Annotated in this window: 8 protein-coding genes and 1 pseudogene; 4 read left to right on the top strand and 5 right to left on the bottom strand. The window is 49.4% G+C overall.

The annotated features are described in order from the left end of the window. Positions 1-483 precede the first annotated feature (483 nt). Both ACFIOZ_RS02060 and ACFIOZ_RS02065 read left to right on the top strand, forming a co-directional pair. Positions 484-1,443, top strand: coding sequence for a toll/interleukin-1 receptor domain-containing protein (locus tag ACFIOZ_RS02060; protein WP_386081911.1), 960 nt, complete (start codon positions 484-486; stop codon positions 1,441-1,443). Positions 1,444-2,041: 598 nt separating this feature from the next. Then, positions 2,042-7,414 carry a hypothetical protein gene (locus ACFIOZ_RS02065; protein ID WP_386081913.1) on the top strand — a complete coding sequence of 1,791 codons (5,373 nt, stop codon included), beginning with the start codon at positions 2,042-2,044 and terminating at the stop codon, positions 7,412-7,414. 7 nt (positions 7,415-7,421) lie between these two features. Here the strand turns inward: ACFIOZ_RS02065 and ACFIOZ_RS02070 are convergent, their stop codons facing one another. Together ACFIOZ_RS02070 and ACFIOZ_RS02075 are read right to left on the bottom strand one after the other, a co-directional pair. After that, the gene (locus ACFIOZ_RS02070) at positions 7,422-8,303 is read right to left on the bottom strand and encodes a hypothetical protein (RefSeq protein WP_386081915.1); all 882 of its coding nucleotides are present in this window, start codon (positions 8,301-8,303) and stop codon (positions 7,422-7,424) included. Between the two features lie 212 nt (positions 8,304-8,515). After that, a complete protein-coding gene (locus ACFIOZ_RS02075; protein WP_082116821.1) occupies positions 8,516-8,665 on the bottom strand; it encodes a DUF4113 domain-containing protein in 150 nt (49 codons plus the stop codon). A gap of 366 nt (positions 8,666-9,031) precedes the next feature. Between ACFIOZ_RS02075 and ACFIOZ_RS02080 the strand changes: the two genes are divergently transcribed. Further along, entirely contained in the window at positions 9,032-9,253 is a 222-nt protein-coding gene (locus ACFIOZ_RS02080) for a hypothetical protein (RefSeq protein ID WP_386084165.1), read from the top strand. Here ACFIOZ_RS02080 and ACFIOZ_RS02085 read toward each other — a convergent pair. From ACFIOZ_RS02085 to ACFIOZ_RS02095, 3 genes and pseudogenes are all read right to left on the bottom strand, one after another. Beyond that, a pseudogene (locus tag ACFIOZ_RS02085) lies at positions 9,152-10,117 on the bottom strand (IS3 family transposase). The gene ACFIOZ_RS02080 and the pseudogene ACFIOZ_RS02085 sit on opposite strands and share 102 nt — an antisense overlap. Positions 10,118-10,301: 184 nt before the next feature. Further along, positions 10,302-12,314 carry a diguanylate cyclase gene (locus ACFIOZ_RS02090; protein ID WP_386081917.1) on the bottom strand — a complete coding sequence of 671 codons (2,013 nt, stop codon included), beginning with the start codon at positions 12,312-12,314 and terminating at the stop codon, positions 10,302-10,304. A 509-nt stretch (positions 12,315-12,823) separates the two neighbouring features. Beyond that, positions 12,824-13,378 carry a carboxymuconolactone decarboxylase family protein gene (locus tag ACFIOZ_RS02095; protein WP_386081919.1) on the bottom strand — a complete coding sequence of 185 codons (555 nt, stop codon included), beginning with the start codon at positions 13,376-13,378 and terminating at the stop codon, positions 12,824-12,826. Between the two features lie 212 nt (positions 13,379-13,590). On the opposite strand from ACFIOZ_RS02095, the gene ACFIOZ_RS02100 reads away from it, so the two are divergent. Continuing rightward, the gene (locus tag ACFIOZ_RS02100) at positions 13,591-14,205 is read left to right on the top strand and encodes a TetR/AcrR family transcriptional regulator (protein WP_386081921.1); all 615 of its coding nucleotides are present in this window, start codon (positions 13,591-13,593) and stop codon (positions 14,203-14,205) included. Positions 14,206-14,756: the final 551 nt, after the last annotated feature.

Below are 14,756 nucleotides of genomic sequence, written 5' to 3' on the forward strand. Positions count from 1 at the left end.
CGGCTGCCCAGTGACTTGAAGATCACGGACAATACCATGGCCTCCTTGATTAACTGCGCACTGGAGCTAAAGGTGGACGAGATGGCATCCACCGACTATGTGAAGCGCTTCCGGCAGAAGGAACGCGAGCGCAGTAGAAGGACATCCTATTGGACATCAGCCAGCAATTGAAAAGATGAAATAAACACTCTGCTCGGATATGCCTGATTCGAACAAAATTTCAACTTAAAAGTAGAGCGGTATAACCATATTGTATGTGCTATGCGTCACTTGCTGCATCAACGCAAATGCTCCCATCATGAACGCTAACCGGGTCTCACAGTGCAAATAGGTCGTTTATTATCACTGGCTGCTTTGCGCCGTATTGTGTGCATGCCATAGATAGGACGGATAACCTCTTGCCGAAATGCTAAATATAATTTTTCTTTAAGAGCTGAAAAAGTCGTAAGATCAGTCAGGTCTTATAGGCTTGGAGTACTCATTTTGCCAAACGTTTTTTTCTCATACTGTCACGCTGACGAGGTGCTGAGAGATCAGCTAGAAAAGCAGCTAGCGATGCTCAAGCGTCAAGGTGTTATCGACAGCTGGCACGATCGAAGAATTGATGCTGGTCAGGAGATCGACGCAGCCATTGATGAACATATCAACAGCGATGAGATAATTTTGCTGTTAGTGAGTCCTGATTTCATTGCTTCCGACTATTGCTACAACATAGAGATGGCGCGTGCCATGGAGCGCCACAACGCTAAGGAGGCAATCGTCATTCCAGTGATTTTGCGAGCATGCGATTGGCACCACGCCCCATTTGGAAAGCTGCTTGGCACCCCCCAGGATGGAAAGCCGGTCACTCTCTGGCCGGATAGGGACGAAGCATTGTTACAGGTCGCGAAGGAGGTTCGCAAAGCGGCTGAAAGGTGGCGAAGCACTCAATCAAGCGCCGAACGCGTGGATGTTGGGGCTTTGATGCATACCCAGCAGACTGTAGTTGCCGGCCCGCGTTCGAGTAACCTTCGAGTCGCTAAGACCTTTACTCAGCTGGACAAAGACCGGTTCCAAATCGACACTTTTGAATACATTGCGCGCTTTTTCGAAAACTCTCTGAATGAGCTCCAAGCACGGAACCCAGGCTACGAAGGTGTATTTCGTCGAATTGATGCTAATCGGTTTTTTGCGACCATCTACAAAGATGGTGAGAGCGTCGCGACGGCGACAGTGTATGTTGGAGGGCAAATGGGAGCAGGGATCTATTACAGTCAGGGTGGTGACTCTTTCAGCAGTAACTCCTTTAACGAGGCTCTTTCGGTGCAAGCAGACGACCAAGCCCTTTACCTAACGAGCATGGGAATGGCTTTCCAGGGGCGTCAACATCAGAAGCTATCTCAGGAAGGGGCAGCAGAAATGCTTTGGGAAATCGTTATCGCGCCACTTCAGCGTGCAAGATAACTTCTCTATCGGAAACTGGGCCCCTGCTGATTCATGGGTGGTAAACCCTATCCCAAAATAGGCATCGCATGGGATAGGCTATTCCGATGACTACCTTCTGAGGCTGCCTAGCGCTTGGGTGCTGAAACGCCTGTTGGGCCCATGTGCACTATGGAAGGTTGTGACATCAAACTCGTCAATTACCAGTGAGCAGTGATAGTTGCCTTTTGCCCACGATACCTACTTAGAGTTAAGCAACTGTATCCCTCAAAGTGGCCAAAGCTATTTGGGTGCACCGCTAGTTGATACCCTAAAAATGTTTTGCCACCACTTGTGAACCACGCCACTCAGGTAATCTCTGGTCTGCCGTGCATATAACGTTAAATGTTGCCTGGGCATGCAACATCTGTTCACGAAGTTTAGCAAGGCAGAATTTGTTTGGCTGGTGGCCACACCGTCTTTAGTCATACGAATAATCAAAAATGTCAGGGTGGCAGCTCTGGTGCGCGACTACTTTGGCTACTCGTGCTTGGTATCAATAGATATTGGTAGCTATCACTATTATTTATATGTTTTTTAGATATATAGTAACTGTCTATATAAGAATGAATAAGTCGTAATGGTAGAGCATACGTTCGCGGTCAAAAGAGACGATATAAGCACTGGTAAGCAAATAGCGCGCTTTGGCCACCCCTATCGCGATATATGCCAATGGGCTGCCCAGCATGATCTCAGTGATGCTCTGGAACTGGCCTTTTGGACGCTTGGATTGGATCACCAGGTCGTCGCGATTGGTAACCTGGTTAATGAATTTCACCATCCTGAATCAAAAGACATTCTGGCTCGATGGCGGCAAAATCCCACCCTTGCCTCGCTAGATGATCTGGCGAAAGCCATTCGTCAAGATCCCTTGATCAACCTTCAGTATCCTGCATTTCCTCATGCAGGAGACGCTACAAAAACGAAAAATACATATAAAGGCAGCCTTAAAGAGCAAACGTTTCTTATAACGTTAATTACTTACCCGCTGCCTGGGGCGGAGCAATCATCTGAATACGTGTTAAGGCGTGCGCTACGCTTGTGGTTGATCGCGCAGGCGGCGAATCGGGTAGTGACAGAGCATTGCTTAGCGGATCGAAATATCAGTACCGCAGCGCGCTTTTTGATTGCAGACCGCTATCAAGCGCAGTGGCAACTCGTTGATGATGTCTTGCGCCGTGCCCGACGTTACCTGACACCTGATACTTGGACATTTGAACGTTTTACTGACGCGTTGTCTTTGGCTGCTGAGCAGTACAAGCAAAGCCATACATTTGGTAAAAGTGGCACCGCATTCATCAATGCCATCATCGAGATTGCCAGTGGTGATACAAAAGCTTTCACCACTCAGCGCGATTTCCCTCCGCAGCCTTTTGTGCATGCTGAGTTATCTGCACCCATTTCTGAGCCGACACCGTTAATAAGCCTTGATGAGTCATCTGAACAGTTCATAGAAGTATGTCCTAACCCGGCGGGGTTGTTAGATGAAGAGGCTGATGAGGCGATTTATTTACTGCCGGTTGATGCAACAGATACTCAGGCTCAACAAGAACTGACAGGGCGTAGCTTTTATCAACAACAAGCGGAAACGTCCCATTACCTACCGTGGAGCTATTCCAAGCTTTTACCTCCTGAGCGTTTGCTGATTGAGCAGTGGCTTGCCCAGCAGCTCAAGCATACTGATCAACGAGAGCGATTGGGCGGAGCGTTAGTGTGGCTCGCGATACGTTTTTCGCGGTCTCTTAGCCAAGTGCTTTCAATGGGCATTGGAGACGAGGCCCAAGGGGAGTGGTCTTTAGCATCAAACCTCAAGCAGATGGTTCGCTTGTCGCCGCGTCGACGTAATGCATGGAAACCCGATATCGCCGCGCAACCTTACGTGGCAGCTGTTCAAGAAAAGCAGTGTGTTGGACTAATCCCCGAAGTAAGAGAGACGCTTGTAATCAGTAGTCAACCATTGTCCACCCAAGCCTCACTGGCAGAGTTGTGGCAAAGCGTATCGCCAGCCCAAAAAATTGAGGTGTGGTTTAATGAACGCATGCGCATAGCGTGCCCACGCGTTACCAGCGGAAAGCTTTCCGAGGTATGGGGCCAATCTGTTTTTGATGCCTCAGGCAATCACCATTTCGCGAGGATGCTAACCGCTCACCCCAATAGCGCGTTACCTGGTGCATGTAGCTATGCCAGCTGGGATATCGAGGCGATTGAGCAAGGGCTTGCATTACCTTATCAATTCCAGGGTGCCGAAACGTTACAATCGACGAATCAAGGCAGCTTGTTGGTACCGCTTGAAGCCCAGCTCAATAGGGCGATTAACGAAGCGACTCAGCAGCTCAAAGAAACATTAGAAGGCAATGATCTGGTGCGTCTACATAATCAGTGGACCAGCTACTGTGTCATGGCCCTCTATGCGGCAACGGGGAGTCGGTACCTTAAAGACCCTTTTGAAAGCCCACGGTTTTTTAATCACGACCTCCCTGCTATGTTTATTAATGATAAAGCGGAAGGCAGCGGTGTGCGGAATGGTCGTATGGTGCCTTTGGCCGATAAGGCGATTAAGTTTGTCGAGGCTTACCTCTCGTACCTCCAACGTCTCGCCAAGCATTTGTTGAGCACCCATCCTGCAATATCCTCACGAATTAACACGCTATTAGAATTGCCTGCGAAGGCTGAACAGCCCCTGTTCTTTTTACTTGATGAGTCGCTCAATTGGCACTCTATGTCAGCGACTGATCTACCAGGTGCCACCTTATTCGACTGGCCACTACCCCCCAATCTTTTCCGTCACCGACTAGCACAGCAATTACCCTTATTAGGCGTCGATAACGAAGTTGTGGATGGTTGGCTGGGGCATGCGGAAAAAAGTGTCGCCACCTATGGCGACACCTCGGCCCGCTGCTGGATGGACGATTGGACAGCCTATCGCAAAGAGGTCAACGAACTCTTTGAGCGACTATCGTTTGATTTGCTAGCACCACCTGCCTCCTTACCAATAGCTGCCGTGAGCAGCTTGCGTGATTCAGCGACATCTTCCCGGGCATTTGGGCAGCGTCTACGCGAAAAAAATCGTCGCTTGGCAACACGAAACGCTATCAGAGCAGCGCTTAACGATATTGAGTTGTTTTTAAAAGGGCGTGATATGGCCACGCTGTCCGCTGATGAGATCAATCAACTGGGGCGGCAAATGTTGCTTCAGCAGGGAAAAACGCCTTACCCCTCTGCAGCCTTACGGTTTAGTGTGCTGACACGCTTGCTAGAGCGGCATGAGTCACCGCATCGCCATGCGTTTCAGCGCCGTTACATTCCGATGTTGCCGGAAAAAACGCTGATTCATGAGCACGCGCCGGCTTACGCTGCATTAATGACTCAATTGACGCATTGGGCATCGACTATGCGTCCATATGCTACCCGAACCCACTGTTCTAAACGCCAGGCATTAGCGCTCGGCGCGTTACTTTTGTGTATTGAAAAACGTATTTGTTATATGCGCCTGCTGAAGGATGTGTGCCAAGGGGACAACTTTCGGCTGATATATCACCGTAAAACCTATTACTTGGAGTATAGCGAACAGTTAGATAGCACCAGCTGGCAAGCTCCCATACAGCGGCACACAGTGTCATATCATGTGGCATCACTACTAACTCACGGCCAACGCCTAACATCTACCAAAGCGCTCGATGATCCTTGGACGATCCCAAAACAAGCGCCGCCTTTGCCTGAGGCGTTGATCCAGTGCTGTGAGAGTCAAGAGTGTATAACGATCCAGCAGATACTTGGGCAGGCGGCCGCTATTGTCGATCAAGCCAATCTTCTGAGATTACCGGGCGTAGTGGCTGGCGCGTTAGCAGGGCGGATAGTGGCCACCAGCCTCCCTATGCAAGCGCACATTCGTATGGTGCACGGCAAATCGCTGATGTTCCCACCTTCAGCAGTCAACACTGAGGATTTGGAGCTCTCGACAGCGTTGCCAGCGCTATTACGAGCTAATGGCGATAAACATGAGCTGCAGCAACAGGCGGTACTTCTTTTTAAAGAGGTGAAGCAAATCTTGGATGGCTACACCAAGCCGCAGGCTAAAATAACGGCAAAATCGCTGGAGCAACTAGTAACACAGCGAAACGGTAAGGTAAGTAGTGCCATCATGCTGTTGGTCATCTGGATCGCAGCGGTTATCCGGAGTGGTAAGGGGCGAGCGGGCAGGCGCTTTAAGCCGTTCGAAAGCAGTAGTATCCATCGCTACTGGGGCGCGTTGCGTAAGCTTTTTGAGGAGCTTGCTTACGGTGTCGACCTGATTGCTCTCGGTAGTGAAGAAATCACCGCCTTTTATGCAGGTCTGATCGATTATCAAGAAACTCAGTTGAGCGATATGAGCTATTTTAGCCATCGTCTACGCTCTTTTCACCGCGTAGCCGCCTCTCTCGGCGTTGAAGAACCGGATTGGGATGAGCTACCCGTTGCAGAGCAAGGACGACACGTGCGTGCTGAAATGCTCTCAGAACGAGAATACCTTGAGACACTGAAGCGGATAGAAGCATCGCAACGAGACCCCGATATTGCGTGTTTACTTCAGTTTGTATTGCTATGCGCGTATCGCTTTGGTTTGCGGCTGGATGAAGCGAGAGGGTTGCTCAGGCGAGATTGGTGTGAATCTCATGGCTACTGCTGGGTATTGATTAGGAACAATCGTTATCGAACATTAAAAAGTGAGGCCTCTCGACGTGCTGTGCCGCTTTTGTTTCCTCTCGATGCGACAGAGCAACGTACGCTTAACGCTGTGCTTAATCGTCATGATGCGCTATTGGGTGGTGAGGCATCCCTTCCGCTGCTAGGCGAGATACGCAATGGGAAAGTCGAAGTAGCGCTCAGTGCAACAGCCATCAGCGCTGCTGAGATAGATGCGTTGCGTCACGTGAGTGGCAGCCCAACACTATCGCTCCATCACGCCCGTCATGCGTTTTACAACATAACGGCAGCCTCTCTGCTGCAGCTAAACACACCTGTCGCCACCAAAATAACTCAGCATATAGATAGCGCTAACATTCGTCAGATGGTGATGGGGCAGCAACATTACTGTTCGCGTCGCGTGATGATGGGGCTGGCGCGCTTAATGGGGCACCGCCAGCCATCGACTGGGCTGCTGAACTATAATCATTTAATTCTAGAATGGGCGGATGCGCTGACACCTGTTAAAGGGACAAATGGCAGCATTCTCAAAGAAGCAATCAAGCCGCAGGATTTTAAACGTTACACGCCGGCTGCTGTGCTACCTCAAGGACTTCCTTTATTTAACGACCCAACACCGCATTTATTGATGAAAGCGTTGCGATTAGGCGCGCTACGGCAGAATGTGCGACGATCGAGTGAGGCATTGGGATTGTCCCCGGTACATGCTGCTATCCTTGAAGGTGTTATTCAGGAAGCTGAAAGCAATATGCGCTTCAAAATTCGGGGAAAAGACCAATGGATAACATCGCAAGAATACCCCTTAGGACTGCTGCGCAGTATCAGCGACGCTGCATGGGATCGCCTGCTCGAGCATGCTAAAAAAATTGATGGCGAAACCTTAACGATTAATGGGGCACTAGAGCTCAGTGAGTTAGCTTGTCAGGTTGGACGGCACCGGCATCTACTGATGAGTGAAACGAGGCACGTGGCAGTTATCGCTCTTACTGTCAAAGCATTTAAAGTGTCTTCATCCAACTACGTCATTGTTGGAAAAAACTGCAGCGATGACGTAAAGCGAATGCTGCACTCGTATGGGTTGAAAGAGATAAGTGATACGGGTGTTCAGCTAGATATGTTTGAAGTCGTAAAGGGCGGTAGAGAGATGAAGTATCAGCAGTATGCCGGGCTGCTACTAGGTAAAAATGAACGCGATATTGTTAGAAATCGGTATGAGTTGGCAGTCGCTTACATAGTGACTGCCACTTATTTGTATATGAATAAAAGGTAGTTTGGCGTTAGCTAGATTGCAGCTGAAAGGTTTCGTACGGATTGTCATCGCTCGCAATAGAAAGAGTAGACAACACATATGTCTTTTGTTTGTTGGGGCCTTTGGGGTTTTCAAAACGATCGCCGGTATAGTATAGAATGTCGTTATTAACTTTTGCACAGGCTAATGTCATTATATGATCAGCATGGTTGCAGATTAGCGTGAAAGGTTTGCTTGATATTTTATTAGTTGAATCGATGCTGTAAAGAGAAATTGTGTTGTCGTATTCATCATATCCTGCTGGTACAGCATACCCTTCCATTGGCGTCGGTTTATGTGTTAAAAACGTTGGTGCACAATACTGACCGCTAACTAGGAGTTCCACTTTTGGTTGTGTTTTGTTATCTATTTCAGGTGATACGGTAAACGGATGCTTAATAGATCGTGCATTTTTTTTGTTAATGAATTTTTCAGAGTGTTCTGTAATAAATGCTTTGTCGTCTGATGATTGTTGATCGGTATAGGTGACGCTTAAAATATCTTTTTGCGTGATAACGGAGTACGTTATTTTGTAAGCTAAGAGGGCAAGCTTATGTGTGAGCGCTTCTTGATGGGGTTGGTTTTCTAAAAACAGCATGCCAATATATTTGTTTTTATGCTCGCCTTCTGTTTCTATGAAAAATTTATTTTCAATGCGGTCTTCGATGTCAGGTGATAGATCTTCGATGTATTTGGTTAAAATACTTTGTAAGTGGTAAGTGAAATCTTTTATTTCAGTATTTGCTAGATTTTCTGGGGTGCATTCGATGCCGTTGATATATTGAAGTTTTATAGCGTCTTCTAAAGAAACTACTTTTATGATGAGGTTTTCAGGATACTGAAAATGCGTTTTCTTTTGTTCTTTGGGCATGTTGTTCCTCAATACTTTAGGATCGAAAGGTTTAGGCTCTATGCTAAGGAAAATTGATATTGTGCAGTGAGATGTACTACCGCCTCCTTCTTATTTTTTACTATATATACGCAAAAATAATTTATCAGCTACTACATGTGCTCAAAAGGTTAAATAAACACAGTTTTTAATGCTATTTCCTAATTTAGCAACTATAGCTTCCGTACGCGTGATTAGCGTACATGCGGCAGTTCTTCCCATCGAGTGGTGTAGCTCGGAGTCCGGTGTTCAGAACGTAATGCCCAGGCATCGCCTGCACGTGGCAACCCTAGCTGTATTGTCCCTTGTCCTAACTCTCGATTGAACTGGTCGACAGTGGCCATCAGCCGATGCTGAGTTTTGCTTCGGCTTCTATTTGCGATGTTTCCGTTAGTGTAAGTTAACAGTTGGCTTTGGGAGAAAGGTCGAGGAGCATGACGTCGGCTTTATGGTAGGCGTAACCCTTACAGCCACAGCTGTCGAAGTCCTTGTGTGGCATGAAACAACTCGCGGCTTTCCCTCGTCGGGCGGTCTGATGTCGCCACTGTTGCTGGGTAAGACCAAGGCTAACGATAGACGTGATTCATGGATAAACGGAACCTAATGGAGCATTGGCACCCCGTAGTTTTCGACATCAAGCTTGAGCTATTTAATTGATGAGTCTATTATATCGGTATTGATATAATGGTTATGAAAATTGAGGAGTCAGCGTGGCGCGCAAGAAACCTGTTGCATTCGTCGGAGACTCTAAAGATAGGCTGCGCGACTTCCCTCTGGATGCCAAGAGAGAAGCGGGGTTTCAGATAGACAAAATTCAGTCTGGAGGTCAGTCAGACGATTTTCGTCCGATGCTCATTCAGACATTCATCTCGAAAGCGCCCATTGAACGATTCGATATAGGCGTTTTGATTGGGTTTTCCAGGCTTGATTAAAAACAGGGCAACGCCAGGTAGATGCGCCCACAACAGCACGGCGCGGCCACAAAATTTTTTCCATTATCCGTACGAATGGCGCTAGGTAGGCCACGTTGTAAAGCCAGGTGATCCAGAATCCGTGTTAACGACAGGCCGCCAATGGCACGTTCAGGCACGATAGCCACGGCTTCATGGGTAGCGTCGTCGACAACAGTGAGGTTCTTTATCACTGGCACGTCTGAGGTACGGTCAAAAACAAAATCCATTGGTCAGACCTGATTGGTGGCGCCAGGGCGAGCCAGTGGCTATCGCTCAGATGTAGGAACCTTCTTGCGCTTTCGTCGTTTTACCTGCAACCGAGCCGCCGCATAGAGGCGCTTGACGCGCTTATGATTGACCTGTTCCCCGGCTTGACGCAGCTTCAGGTAGATTATGCCCGCGCCATAACGACGATGCCGATCGGCCAAGGCCACAATGCGTTCACGCAATGCCTCATTGCGGTCAGGTGCCGATTGATAGCGCAATGCACTGGCACTCATACGGATGATACGGAGCGCTCGGCGCTCACTCAGGCCACGTGACACCATAAAGCGCACCACGTCTCGGCGTGTCGGGGCACTCACCACTTTTTCTCAGCGCCTCGCGAGTGACCTCCATTTCCAGTAGCGACTCGGCGAGCAGCTTTTTCAAGCGTCCATTTTCGGCTTCGAGTTCTTTGAGTCGTTTGGCATCGGGTACGCCCATGCCGCCAAACTTGCTGCGCCATAGATAGTAACTGGCTTCTGAGAAACCGTGCCGACGGCATAGCTCCTTGATGGGCAGCCCTGCTTCTGCTTCGCCCAAAAAACCAATGATCTGTTCTTCGCTGAAACGCTTCTTCATGTCCAATCTCCTGACGCATAGTTTCGGACGCTAAAGTGTAGCGCTACTCAATCTGAGGGTGATGTCGGGGCCGCACGGCGCTTAAATGAGCAACCTGTGGCCCGGCCTATAAGCGGTGAAACGACTTTCTTGTTTGCTCAATTGCCTGCTTTATCGGCTTGGAAATAGAGATTGTAATTGTCTGCTAGACATCGACATCACCCTCGACCTTGTTACGTCCACGTTGCTTTGCGCGATAGCTCTCAGCGTCAGCTCGATTGAGTACATCGTCGATCGTTGTATCCTCTTGGTGGAAATGACTGACCCCAATACTGGCGGTGACTTGCCATTGACGACCCTCTGCTTCGATAAAGCTAGCGGCAATACTGGCACGCAGAGATTCGGCGATGGTGAGCGCCCGCGCTGGCGTACAGCCTGGCAGTAAGACAGCAAATTCATCTCCACCTTGGCGAGCGGCATAATCACTGCTGCGAATCCCGCTCTGTACGATATGCGCAATCTGTTGAAGCATCTGATCGCCTAGCGCATGGCCTCCTTGATCGTTAACGGGCTTGAAGCGATCTAAATCAAACAGCAGGACGGCGGTAGGTTTGTCTTTTGACTGCCATTGCATCAGCAACTCTTCAAGATGCCTCGTTAGCCCGCGACGATTCAGTAAACGGGTGAGAGGATCATGCTCCGCTTCCCAGAGCTTTTGAGCATAGTCGTGGTGGTGCTGGGTGATATCGCGTACCGTACCCACGGTGCCGATAAACTGATCATCGACATGCACAGCCGCTGTTTGCACATCTAACCAGTACATCTCTCCATCGGCACTAAAGAAGCGGAACTGACGTTTAAAATCCGTTTGTTTAACGAGACTGCGTAACCAAGCGGTTCTGACCTCAGGGCGGTCATCGTGATGAATTTGATCGCTCCAATCTTGAAGGCTGCGAAGTGCCTCATCACCCAAAATCGCGTTCAGAGCGTCGTTGATAAAGGTCAGTTGACCGCGAGGGTTCGTCACAAACGTGCCTTGAGGCGAAGCGGATAACGTTCCCCTCAGCAAGGCTTCCCGCTCCGCTAAGTCATGCAAGCTTGCTTGGCGTGCAGCTTCAGTCATGTTGATCACATCAATAACGCGGCGCAGCTCTTTCATCGTGGTGGGGATATTCAATACAGAGCGGCGCCCGTCTTGAAGCTCTTGAATCTGTCGAGCAAGATGCGCCAAGGGGCGTAAAGCCAACCAAATCACTCCCCACACCAAGGGTAAAATCAGTGCTAGGATGCCCCAGACGTAGACAGTAATTTGCTTCATGCCCACAACAAGGGGGGCTTCGGCTTGTGCTTGCGGCAAATGCACGCCAACGATCCAGTTCGCAGGCCAAATTTGTCGATAGGCGACCAGTTGAGGTTCGCCAGCGATAGACTGACCTAAACTCTCGCCTTCCCAGCCATCCAACGCTTGCTCCAAGACGGGCGAAATGGTGTCAGGTAGCGTCACAATGGCTTCTTGTTGATTGGGAGCGTAAATACGCTGACCGGTTGCCGTTGTGATCGTGACATAGCCGCGATCGCCTAAGCGGAGCTTATCAAAGTTGTTGAACAGTTGGCTTTTCCTAAGATCGACCAATCCACCTAAAAAGCCTGTGTAGCGACCCGCGTCGTCGTGGAGGGGGACCAGCATCAGTACCAACGGCGTGTTAGTAATGCGTCCAACCAGGGGAGCGCTGACGTAAGGCGCTTTGAACGCATGCATAAACCGGGTATATTCACGATCAGCAAAATTGTTACCGCTGCGGCCTCCTTCAGCAGGCCACTCATCAACGACATCGCTACTTAAATCAAATACCAGCAGCGCTTCAAAGAGAGGTTCCATCGTGTACGCGTGCTGATCAAGAAGAGCTCCTTGCCTGGGAAACGACATTCTCTCTGCCAAACGCTCAAGCTCTTTGAAACGCTCATTCACCTGACGTGTGATTGAGTGGCTAATGAGCTCTGCCTCGTAGCGCAGATGCTGGTGGTTGGTCTCATTCACCAGGAACTTGCCCGCCTGCCAGCCAAACATGAGCACGATTAGGCAAAGCAAACTCCACAGCACCACAGCCCCCATAACCAAGCGCCCGCGTAGCGTCGCAAAGGGGAATGTGATCATGCGCAGGAGCGAATGCTGCACGCGCCGTCTTGGAGCGATGTTTTTATTCGATATCGATGTCATGAACGGTACCTAGCAGGCGAAGGTTCAACGCGATCGCGTATCGCCTATCTCGTATAAAGGTGTCTAGCCATCATAACTGTTGAAAAAGTGCTGAATTAGCTAACGTACCAACAAATGCTCAAGGAAGGCTAGATCCTTCACTCGCCGGCGGGTACGGCGCTACGTGTTTGGCGTAGCACTGGGATATGACGGCAAAAGGATAAGTAGAGAGCGTGGTAGGTCAGACGACCCTGTAGAGAAGAAACGACAGCACAAGCTAAACCATGGATGTCTAATTTGATGCGGCGCAAAATACCTTCTAAATTGATTTATGTTATGGCATGAAGCCTCTAGACAAGGATGTCACCCCCCATGGAAGGCCTAATTCCTTCTGATCTGTTCCATTTTATTGGCTCCAGCAGGAGCCTTTTTTCTTGTATCCAATATTTTAAAAGTTCCATCACTGTTAAAGAAGCCTCATTCCAAAAACAAGAAGCGACGCTGGAGCGCCGCTTCTCGCGATACGTTTATTAATTAGCCTTATGCCACTCAAATTTTTTGAAAGGGGCATCAACCGGCGTGTCTGCTAGATGATTGGTATAGTTGCTCATGACCTTCTGCGCTGTGACAAGTACGACCTCTAGAATCTGGCGTCTTGTAAAGCCAGCAGCGAGGAAGGCCTGCACGTCATTTTCATCTACGTGGCCACGACCACGCACAACGGAAAGCGTAAAATTACGCAGCGCTTCCAAACGTGCTGTGGGAAGTGGAGTCTCGTTTCGCAGAGCCTCAGTGATGGCATCGTCCACATTCATTGATTTAGCAATGCCCGTATGTGCAGGAACGCAGTAGTGGCAGGCATGTTCGACATTGATGGTCTGCCAAACCACGGTAAGTTCTTCCTTATCAAAACTGCTATCCAGCGCTAGCTGGTGAAGCTTTTGATACCCCTCCAATAGCCCCGGTGCTTCAGCCATGACGGCGTGTAAGCCAGGAATCATGCCGAATGCTTGGATCGATGTATCCAATAGCTTTTGGCTGGGTTGAGGGGCGCTTTGCTGATCGTGAAGCGTAAAATCGGTCATGTAACGGCTCCTTTACTTTTTCGACAAAAATATGTCTTGCTACAGGCAAGAGCATGATTTTGAGTGATCACTCAAAAAAAGGCGTGATAGGTATAGTTTTTATCGAACACGACTGTAGCTGTACTTGAGTGATCGTTCAAGATAAAATTGAGCGATCGTTCAAATTGTTGACGCCGCTTTTCTCTAGCGGCCTTTTGAAATCGGATTCGATCATGCCTCGTGCAACTCTCCACCAACGCCATGACTCCTTAGAGCGGGCTCTACAGCTTTTCTGGCGGAAGGGCTTTCATGCCACTTCGCTGAAAGACTTGGAGCGAGCCCTAGATATGCGCCCGGGCAGTATCTATGCCACCTTCGGTAGTAAGGACCGGCTGTTTCAGGAAGCTCTAGAGCGCTACGCCCGTTTGGCTCTGGCCGAGCTTGAGCGTACTTTGAACGCTCACGAATCACCGCTGACAGGCCTGGCTGCCTATCTGCGACGGCTCGGCGGACTTCGTGACCAAGAGCTGCCAAATCGCGCCTGCATGCTAGTTAAGAGCCTGCTGGAGCTGGGCGAGCGAGAGCAGGCGGCTTGGCGCAAAGCAGAGGAGTTGCTGGCGAGCATGGAAAAGCGTTTTATCGAACGCTTCGTTGCTGCCCAGCAGGTTGGGGAGTTGGACTCCCAGCTCGATCCCAACAGGCTAGGACGGCGTCTGCAGGCCGAGGTAATAGGACTAAGAGCCTTTGCCCAGCGCGACGTAGACAGCGCTGTTGTACATGATCTTGCCGAGGACATGGCGTTGTCCTTAGAAGCCCTGCGAATGGGTACTGTTTCATCTTCTCGGTAGTTTTCTATGTAATGTCTTGGCACTGAGAAGCGGATCTCGTCGCCCATAGACGGGCTGTTGACCGTGCTTGCTCACTCATTACGTCCTAGCAGCAGTACACCGATAGCCGCGAGGCAAATACCCGGAATTATTCGCTGGCGCTATGAACAAGGCCTTGAATAGCAACGATCAGGTTCTTGTTGGTCCAAGTTAGCCCTATAACAAAACTAAAAATTCGTGGATCTTGCCAGCTTTATAGGGGCGGTGCCGACATGCGAGCACCAGAATATATTTGCGTAAGCCCTGATAGTATTTATGCATATTAGCTAATAGAGCAATCCCCTGGCATTCATACGAATGACTCGCAGCACTCAGCGTTTACTTGGATAGGGAATAGGATCGAGTGCCGCCGAAGCCCCCAGATTGAGTAGCTCACTATCGAGAGACAGCGTGGGGCGCCTGGGTGTTGATCTCCGGTCTTGGCTTCTAGAACAGTTTTAATACAAATATTTCCTTATTAGACCTATGTCTAAGTTGGAGGTGTTTGATTTAATTTTGTTGGCGATAAGTGA

The sequence above is a fragment of the Vreelandella sp. F11 genome (assembly GCF_042466685.1).
Lineage (GTDB): Bacteria > Pseudomonadota > Gammaproteobacteria > Pseudomonadales > Halomonadaceae > Vreelandella.

Bases quoted from the DNA above. Each gene is read 5' to 3' on its own strand.
- ACFIOZ_RS02075 (WP_082116821.1), bottom strand. From the start codon at position 8,665: ATGGCCACTGTCGACCAGTTCAATCGAGAGTTAGGACAAGGGACAATA.
- ACFIOZ_RS02100 (WP_386081921.1), top strand. From the start codon at position 13,591: ATGCCTCGTGCAACTCTCCACCAACGCCATGACTCCTTAGAGCGGGCT.
- ACFIOZ_RS02065 (WP_386081913.1), top strand. From the start codon at position 2,042: ATGGTAGAGCATACGTTCGCGGTCAAAAGAGACGATATAAGCACTGGT.
- ACFIOZ_RS02070 (WP_386081915.1), bottom strand. From the start codon at position 8,303: ATGCCCAAAGAACAAAAGAAAACGCATTTTCAGTATCCTGAAAACCTC.
- ACFIOZ_RS02095 (WP_386081919.1), bottom strand. From the start codon at position 13,378: ATGACCGATTTTACGCTTCACGATCAGCAAAGCGCCCCTCAACCCAGC.
- ACFIOZ_RS02090 (WP_386081917.1), bottom strand. From the start codon at position 12,314: ATGACATCGATATCGAATAAAAACATCGCTCCAAGACGGCGCGTGCAG.